The 8,129-nt window shown below is 64.6% G+C and carries 6 protein-coding genes, 1 rRNA gene and 1 pseudogene; 4 read left to right on the top strand and 4 right to left on the bottom strand.

What is annotated here, in order from left to right; all coding sequences use genetic code 11:
* Window positions 1–167: 167 nt before the first annotated feature.
* Window positions 168–283: ribosomal RNA gene (gene rrf / locus BMZ19_RS07455) — 5S ribosomal RNA — on the top strand.
* A 516-nt stretch (window positions 284–799) separates the two neighbouring features.
* Here the strand turns inward: rrf and BMZ19_RS07450 are convergent.
* Window positions 800–1,753, bottom strand: a pseudogene (locus tag BMZ19_RS07450) (IS630 family transposase); the annotation flags it as partial.
* 46 nt (window positions 1,754–1,799) lie between these two features.
* Between BMZ19_RS07450 and BMZ19_RS07445 the strand changes: the two are divergent.
* Window positions 1,800–2,051 (top strand): hypothetical protein, encoded by a 252-nt coding sequence (locus BMZ19_RS07445; protein ID WP_139214642.1) that lies wholly within the window; start codon window positions 1,800–1,802, stop codon window positions 2,049–2,051.
* An 81-nt stretch (window positions 2,052–2,132) separates the two neighbouring features.
* Here BMZ19_RS07445 and paeA read toward each other — a convergent pair whose 3' ends face one another.
* The gene (gene paeA, locus BMZ19_RS07440; RefSeq protein WP_090309148.1) at window positions 2,133–3,461 is read right to left on the bottom strand and encodes a polyamine export protein PaeA; all 1,329 of its coding nucleotides are present in this window, start codon (window positions 3,459–3,461) and stop codon (window positions 2,133–2,135) included.
* 259 nt (window positions 3,462–3,720) lie between these two features.
* On the opposite strand from paeA, the gene BMZ19_RS07435 reads away from it, so the two are divergent.
* Together BMZ19_RS07435 and BMZ19_RS07430 are read left to right on the top strand one after the other, a co-directional pair.
* Complete coding sequence (locus tag BMZ19_RS07435) at window positions 3,721–4,194, top strand: anti-virulence regulator CigR family protein (protein ID WP_090309144.1); 474 nt, start codon at window positions 3,721–3,723, stop codon at window positions 4,192–4,194.
* Between the two features lie 133 nt (window positions 4,195–4,327).
* On the top strand, window positions 4,328–4,684 hold the full coding sequence (locus BMZ19_RS07430; RefSeq protein WP_090309141.1) for a diacylglycerol kinase: 357 nt from the start codon (window positions 4,328–4,330) through the stop codon (window positions 4,682–4,684).
* A 205-nt stretch (window positions 4,685–4,889) separates the two neighbouring features.
* Here BMZ19_RS07430 and paaZ read toward each other — a convergent pair whose 3' ends face one another.
* The gene (gene paaZ, locus BMZ19_RS07425) at window positions 4,890–6,926 is read right to left on the bottom strand and encodes a phenylacetic acid degradation bifunctional protein PaaZ (protein ID WP_090309138.1); all 2,037 of its coding nucleotides are present in this window, start codon (window positions 6,924–6,926) and stop codon (window positions 4,890–4,892) included.
* A 111-nt stretch (window positions 6,927–7,037) separates the two neighbouring features.
* Complete coding sequence (gene paaE, locus BMZ19_RS07420; protein WP_090309135.1) at window positions 7,038–8,123, bottom strand: 1,2-phenylacetyl-CoA epoxidase subunit PaaE; 1,086 nt, start codon at window positions 8,121–8,123, stop codon at window positions 7,038–7,040.
* Window positions 8,124–8,129: the final 6 nt, after the last annotated feature.

The raw sequence follows: 8,129 nt of genomic DNA, 5'->3' as shown, positions 1-8,129 counted from the left end.
TAACCAGTACTAATTGCCCGTGAGGCTTGACCATATAACACCCAAACAATTTGTTGTTTGCGTGTGACAGGCCGAAAGCTTGCAAGAACGCGTGAAATTACCGAAGATACACCGATATCACATACCCAATTAGGGGAAGCGACTCAAAACGATTCCCCAACAAATTGCTTGACGACCATAGAGCGTTGGAACCACCTGATCCCATCCCGAACTCAGCAGTGAAACGACGCATCGCCGATGGTAGTGTGGAGCTTCTCCATGTGAGAGTAGGTCATCGTCAAGCACCTATACAGAAACCCCGATCAGCACATGCTGGTCGGGGTTTCGGCTTTTCGGCGCGGGAAAAAGCTGTACGCTCTGCATGCTATCTGGTCTGGTCTGGTCTGGTCTGGTCTAGGCGAAGTCGACGATCTGCGGGATTACATACAGACGATCACGGAAGTCCATCTTTAGGTCCGAACTTTTGCACTGAGACTGGATGTTACTCTGCACAGCCCGGGCTTGAGGAACGCTCGCCATGAGAACCCGGTGCCGCTTGTTGGTATAGCTCCTTGGGGATAGTCCCCTTGCTACCTCCAGCCTGCTGGAGTCCGGTGGCTATGCTGAGTCCTGATTAAGCCAGCGTCCCCGGTCACGGACCCCGGCTCATCCTTGCGGTCGAATCCGCCTGGGACCCTTCCCGTCATGGAGAGCCTTACTCATGTTCAAGTATCGTTCCGCCATTGTGTTGTTCACCGGCTGGGCTCTGGCCGTCGGGTCTTCGGTCCTGTTCGCCTAGCCTGCCTAGCGGCCTGTTTGCTTAATCCAGCAACTCATTCCGGATTACAGCCAGCTTTGTTCGATGCACGGAGCTGATAATCGACTCAGCCGTTTTGTTCCAGCGAAATGGCTTGGCCGAGTGTTCGTTATGAGCCTCAATGAAGCGACGGATAGCTGCTCTCAGGTCAGCTAAGCTGCTGAAGCCATCACGATAAAGCGCCCGTCTTTCCAGCTGCGCAAACCAGCCCTCCACGGCGTTCAGCCATGAGGTACTAGTCGGCGTGAAGTGCAGCTTGAAACGGGGATGCTTCTCCAGCCACTCCCTAACGGCCGCGGTTTTGTGAGTCGAGCTGTTGTCCAGAATCACGTGCAGGACCAGCTCGGCGGGAGTGTTACGGGCGATCTGCGGCAGGAACTCCTTGGCCCTGTGCCGCTGGGTGATACGGCCAATGACCTTGCCCGTGAGGATGTCAACGGCGGCATACAGGCTGGCCGTCCCGTGACGCTTGTAGTCATGCGTCCGCCGCTCAACCTGCGCGGGCTTGAGCGGCAGCATGGGTTACGTGCGATCCAGCGCCTGAATCTGCGTTTTCTCGTCAACAGACAGCACCAGAGCGTTGTCGGGCGGATTCAGGTAGAGCCCGACGACATCGACCACTTTGTCTGCAAAGTGCGGATCGTTACTGATCTTGAAGGTTCTCAACCAGTGCGGCTTGAAGTCGGCAGCCGCCCACACCTGTGCGACCTGCCAAATGCTGACCCCAGCGTACTTGGCCATCAACCGCAGGCTCCAGTGGGGTGGCTTCGCGTGGCACCCGCTGAGTCGTCAGTGTCAGGGTTTCCTTGATCTTCGCCTCGTCTAGCTTGCGCGGCACCGCAGATCACTCAGCCCCTCAAGGCCAGCTTCCTGATAGCGCTTGCGCCATTTGAAGACCACTGGCGCAGAGACTTGCAGCTGCTCGCTGATCTCCTTGGGCGTCAGGCCACTGGCAAGCTTACAGACAGTCCACTTGGGCCTAGGCGGACCTGGGCAGTCGCAGATGCGTGTGCAGTCCGAAGGCAAGTCCGGCGCGGGGTGGCCGGTGGAGGCTCCACAGCTTCAGGAGCACCAGGATCGTCAATGCCGCGATCAAGATCGCGACCTCGAGCCACGCTGGCTGTGCGGCCGTCTGGAGCGCCAGCTGCCGCGCTACTACGGTCATGAGTGGATGAGGGTTCGGGGCAACGACCTGGTGCTGATCTTGGTGTCGACCCGGCTGATCAACGACGTGCTGCACCACATATTCAACTGAGTGGCGCTTTATGGCTGTGCTGCTGGCGACCCGGCCGGTATCGCGCGTCTGGTAGGGCTGGCAGGCCGAGGTGTGGCGCGCTCAGCCCTTGAGTGCCGGGCCGGCACCCTCCGCGCCAACCTGCGGGATGGTGCGGGTGACCATCACCTGATCGATGCGGTAGCTGTCGACATCCATCACCTCGAAGGTGTAGCCGCCCCAGGTCACACTGTCGGTGCGCTTGGGCACGCGGCGCAGCATGGTCATCAGGAAGCCGGCGAGGGTTTCGTACTCGTCCTCGTGGGGCACGCTGTCGATGTCCAGCGCGCGGCGCACGTCCTGGATCGGGGTGACGCCGTCGATCAGCCAGGAGTTCTCGTCGCGGCGGACGATCTGCTCCTCATACCAGGGCGAGACCATGTCGCCCATGACGATGCTCATCACGTCGTTGAGGCTGATCAGGCCGACCACCAGGCTGTATTCGTTGACGATCAGGGCGAAGGTTTCGCCGGCCTGGCGGAACTGCTTGAGCACTTCGGCCAGGGTCAGTCGGTCCGGCACCACCAGCGGCTTGCGGATCAGGGTGGGGTCGTCGAGGGAAATCGGCTGGTCGTTGAGCACCCGCTGGAACAGGTCCTTGATGGTGACGTAGCCGACGATATGGTCGATGTCGCCGTCGCAGACTGGGTACGCGGAGTAGGGCTCGTCGGCGATCCGCGAGCGGATCAGCGCATCGGGGTCGTCGCGCAGGAAGTAGACGATGCCTTCGCGGTGGGTCATGGCGCTGGGCAGGGTGCGGGTTTCCAGCTCGAAGATGTTCTCGATGACTTGGTGCTCGCTGGCCGCCAGGGTGCCGGACTGGGCGCCGGCCTGGGTCATGGCCATGATGTCCTCGGGGGTGACGCTGTCGTCGCGCTGCTTGGGCAGCTTGAGCAGGGTGATCACACCGCTGACGATCCATGAGTAGAGCAGCACCAGCGGCTTCAGCAACGTGGCGAGTATGCGCATCGGGCCGATGACGCGGATGGCGAACTGTTCGGGAATCGCCATGGCGACCTGCTTGGGAATCAGGTCGGTGATCACGATGAACAGCGAGGTGGTGAGGATGAAGGACGCCACGAAACCCAGGGTAGCTGCCTGCTCGGCTTCCAGCTGCAGCGCGAACAGCGCGGTGAACAGCGGACTGAACAGGCCCTCGCCGACGATGCCGCCTAGGATGGCCAGCGCATTCATGCCGATCTGCACCACGGTGAAGTAGTGGCCGGGCTTTTCCTGGACCTGCATGACCCGCAGGGCGTTGGTGATCCCTTCATCGGCCATTTGCCGCAGTTTCACCGGGCGCGAGGCGGCCAGGGCGATTTCGGCGAGGGAGAAGAAGGCGCTGATCAGGATGAGCAGGAAGAGGAGAAACAGGCTTTGGCTGACGCTCATAGAGGCTGCATGCAATACGCATGAAAAGTGGATAACGGCTGGAGAGTAGCATGCGGGCATGCGGCGGACATGACAGCGTTGGGCCGAGGCCAGTTACCGCCTGCCCAGACCATGAGCCAAGGGGTAGGTGAAGCGTCCGGCTTGCCAGTAAGCCTCCCTTGTCCTCGCGTAGCGCAGGCTAAAGCCGATATGCTGGAATTGCAGCCTGCCTTGTGGCCTGTTAAAGCAGGGAATGTCTTTTTATGGAGAGATCACGCGTATGTTCAAGTCGCGCACTGCCGTCGTGTTGTTCACCGGGATGGTCTGGCTGTCCGGGGCGCCGGCCCTGCTGGCCGAGCCCAAGGGCAAGGACGAGCACCCGCAACAGATGAACTCGCCGCAGGCGGGCAAGAATGGTCAGGGCCAGCAGGGCGGCAAGCCTTCGAATGGCGGCCAGTCCTACCATGACGGTCACGGCGACTTCCATGTCGACAGCGACCGCATCCGCGTGACCATCGGCGACAACCGCAGCTACTGGAGTCCGGGCAAGGCGCTGCCGCCGGGCATCCGCAAGAACTTGCAGCGTGGCAAGCCGCTGCCGCCGGGGATAGCCAAGCAGCAGCTGGACAGCCGCCTGGTCAGCCGCCTGCCGTACTACGAAGGGCACGAGTGGGTGCAGGTGGGGACCGACCTGGTGCAAGTGTCGATTTCCACCGGACTGGTCAACGAAGTACTGAACGACCTATTCAACTGATCGCTGCCGATGGACAGATAAAGCCGGAGTCCGCGACTCCGGCTTTTCTGTTTTCGTCGTTGCTGTGCTGTCATCGGAGCGCAGTCGAGCAGGTCGACTACCCTGCAGCAGAGGGATAGCGGGAGGGACAGGCATGAAGGGTCAGTCGTTCATCAAGCGAGTGGGCTTTGCCCTGCACGGGCTGCGCCTGGCGGTGCAGCGCGAGGGCAGCTTTCGCACCCACCTGCTGGCGGCGACGACGGTGCTGGTTCTGCTGCTGGCGACCCGACCGGCACCGCTGTGGTGGGCGCTGCTGGCCCTGGCCGTCGGCCTGGTACTGGTCGCCGAGCTGGTCAACAGCGCGCTGGAGGCGCTGATCGACCACCTGCATCCCGAACGCCATCCGGAGATCGGCGCCGCCAAGGACATCGCCGCCGGTGCGGCGCTGGTGGCCAGCGGCATCGCCGTGGTGGTCGGTGTGGCGTTCGTGCTGGACTGGCTGGGAGGCTGAAGCGCGGACAAAAAGGCGCCGGCACGGGGCCGGGGCAATCGGATCAGGAGTCCTACTGATGAGCTGCCCCATCGGCAGCAGCAGGGGCTTGGGGCGGGCCGAAACCCGATCTCCGCTTGTGACGGAGTCACGGGCTTGGGCCGCGCCGCAAACCGGGCTGGGGTGACGCCGCGCCGGTGGGGCGCGGCGAAGTCTTGCGCAGGGCTCAGCCGCGCTTGGCCACCAGGGTCAGGATGTCGTAGCTGGCGACCAGCTCGTCGTTCTGGTTGGTGACTTCCACGTCCCAGGCCACCACACCCTGCGGGGTGCCGAGGCTGGACTGCTTGCCCTGGTCGATCTTGCGCTTGCAGGTCAGGCGCGCGCGGATGGTGTCGCCGATGCCCACCGGGCTGACGAAGCGCAGGGTGTCGAGGCCGTAGTTGGCCAGCACCGGGCCGACGCCGGGGGAGACGAACAGGCCGGCGGCCGCCGACAGCACGAAGTAGCCGTGGGCGATGCGCTTGCCGAACTGCGATTCCTTGGCGGCGATCTCGTCGAAGTGCATGTAGAAGTGGTCGCCGGACAGGCAGCCGAAGTTGACCAGGTCGGCTTCGGTGACGGTGCGGCGGTGGGTCAGCAGCGACTCGCCGATCTGCAGCTCCTCGAAGTGGCGACGGAACGGGTGCACCTCGGTCTCGATGACCTTGGCGCCGCGCACGTACTCGCCGGTGATGGCGCTGAGCATGGTCGGCGAACCCTGCACCGCGGTGCGCTGCAGGTAGTGCTTGACCGCGCGCAGGCCGCCGAGCTCCTCGCCTCCGCCGGCGCGGCCCGGGCCGCCGTGCTTGAGCTGCGGCAGCGGCGAACCGTGGCCGGTGGACTCCACCGCGGCTTCGCGGTCCAGTACGTGCACACGGCCGTGCCACGCGGCGGCAGCCGGCACCACCTTGGCGGCGACCAGAGGGTCCTTGGTGACCAGGGTGGACACCAGGCTGCCCTTGCCGCGGGCGGCCAGCGCCACGGCCTCGTCGATGTCGGCATAGCCCATCAGGGTGCTGACCGGGCCGAAGGCCTCGATGTCGTGGGCGCCGCCCTCGGCATGCGGGTCGCGGCTCTTCAACAGGGTCGGGGCGAAGAACGCGCCTTCGGCGACGTTGTCACCGACGAACTGTGCTTCGCCACGGAACAGCAGTTCGCTGCTCTGCAGCAGGGCGTCGACGCGGGAGGCGACGTCCTCGAACTGGGCGTGCGAGGCCAGGGCGCCCATCTTCACGCCTTCCTTGCTCGGGTCGCCGACCACCACCTTGGCCAGGCGCGCGGACAGGCGCTCGGCGACGGCGTCGATGCGGTTCTGCGGGACGATGATGCGGCGGATCGCGGTGCACTTCTGGCCGGCCTTGACCGTCATCTCGCGGGCGACTTCCTTGACGAACAGGTCGAACTCTTCGTCGTCCGGGGTCACGTCGGGGGCGAGGATCGCGCAGTTCAGCGAGTCGGCCTCGGCGGTGAACGGCACCGAGTTGCGGATCAGGTTGGGGGTGACGCGCAGCTTGGCGGCGGTGTCGGCCGAGCCGGTGAAGGTCACCACGTCCTGGCCGTCGAGGCGGTCGAGCAGGTCGCCGGTGCTACCGATGATCAGCTGCAGGCTGCCTGCCGGCAGCAGGCCGGACTCGTGGAGGATGCGCACGGCGGCTTCGGTGACGTAGCTGGTGGCGGTGGCCGGCTTGATGATGCACGGCATGCCGGCGAGGAAGGTCGGCGCGAACTTCTCCAGCATGCCCCAGATCGGAAAGTTGAAGGCGTTGATGTGCACGGCCAGGCCGCCGCGCGGCACCAGGATGTGGGTGCCGGCGAAGCCGCCCTTCTTGCTCAGCGGGATGGCCGGGCCTTCATGGACCAGGTTGCCGGACGGCAGCTCGCGGCTGCCCATGCTGGCGTAGGCGAACAGGGTGCCGGCGCCGCCCTCGATGTCGATCCAGCTGTCCACGCGGGTCGCGCCGCTGTGGTGGGAGATCGCGTAGAGCTGTTCCTTGCGCTCCATCAGGTACTTGGCCAGCGCCTTGAGGCACTGGGCGCGGGCCTGGAAGTCCATGGCCATCAGCGCCGGCACGCCGCTCTTGCGGGCGTAGGTCACGGCTTCGGCGAAGTCCAGCCGGTCGGCGTGGGTGTGGGTGACGATGTGGCCGTCGATGGCGCTTTTCAGCGCCTGGCCGGCGTCGGCGCCGATCCAGCTGCCGCCGATGAAACTTTGCAGGGTGGTCATCAGGGGTGTCTCCTGAGCAAGGCAGGTGGCGGTCGGGTCATGGCCGGCCGCAATTGTTCTCGCCCGCGGTGCGCAGGGCGCACCGCGGGTTGGGACGATCAGGACGGGGGCTCAGAGCTGGTCGAAGTCCAGCACCACCTCGTCACTGACCGGGAAGGCCTGGCAGGACAGCACGTAGCCGGCCGCCACTTCGTAGTCCTCGAGGGCGAAGTTGGCGTCCATCTCCACCTCGCCCTTGACCACCTTGCACTTGCAGGTCGAGCACACGCCGGCCTTGCACGAGTAGGGCAGGTCCATACCCTGGGCGTTGCCGGCGTCCAGCACGCTCTGGGTGTTGCGCGGCAGGTCGAAGCTCAGGGTGCGGCCGTCGCTGACCACGGTGACATGGCTGACCGCGCCAGCGGTCTTGGCGGCGGCCTCGCGGGCGGCGCGCTTCTCCTGAACCACGCCGGGAATGCAGGCGGTGAACAGTTCGAAGTGGATGCGCTCGGGGTCGAGGTCGTGGCTGCGCAGGCTGTCGCGCACGCACTCGGTCATTTCCTGCGGGCCGCAGATGAAGGCGGCGGTCAGGTTCGGCACGTCCAGCCAGCGGGAGAACAGCGCGTCGCACTTGGCGGCGTCGATGCGGCCGTTGTACAGGTCGATGTCCTGCTGCTCGCGGCTGAACACGAAGATCAGGTTGAGGCGGTCGAGATACTGGTTCTTCAGGTCCTCGAGCTGCTCGCGGAAGATGGTGCTGCCGCTGGAGCGGTTACCGTAGATCAGAGTGAAGCGGCTGTGCGGCTCGGCTTCCAGGGTGGTCTTGACGATCGACAGGATCGGCGTGATGCCGCTGCCGGCGGCCACCGCCAGGTAGTTGCCGGCGCGCGCCGGGTCCAGCTCGACCGAGAAGTGGCCGGCCGGCGGCATCACTTCCAGAGTCGCGCCGGCCTTGAGCTGGTCGTTGGCGAAGTTGGAGAACAGGCCGCCGTCGACGCGCTTGATCGCCACGCGCAGGTCGTTTTCGCTGACACCGCTGCAGATCGAGTAGGAGCGGCGCACTTCCTCGCCGTCGAGGGTGGCGCGCATGACCAGGTGCTGGCCCTGGATGTAGCGGAAGCTGTCCTGCAGCTCGGCCGGCACCGCGAAGGCCACCGACACGGTGTCGCGGGTTTCCGGACGCACTTCGCGAATGGTCAGCGTATGGAACTTGCTCATCTTATT

The organism is Pseudomonas linyingensis, from assembly GCF_900109175.1.
GTDB lineage: Bacteria > Pseudomonadota > Gammaproteobacteria > Pseudomonadales > Pseudomonadaceae > Geopseudomonas > Geopseudomonas linyingensis.
The sequence above is the reverse complement of the archived record's forward strand: the minus strand, read 5'-3'. Positions and strand labels throughout refer to the sequence as shown.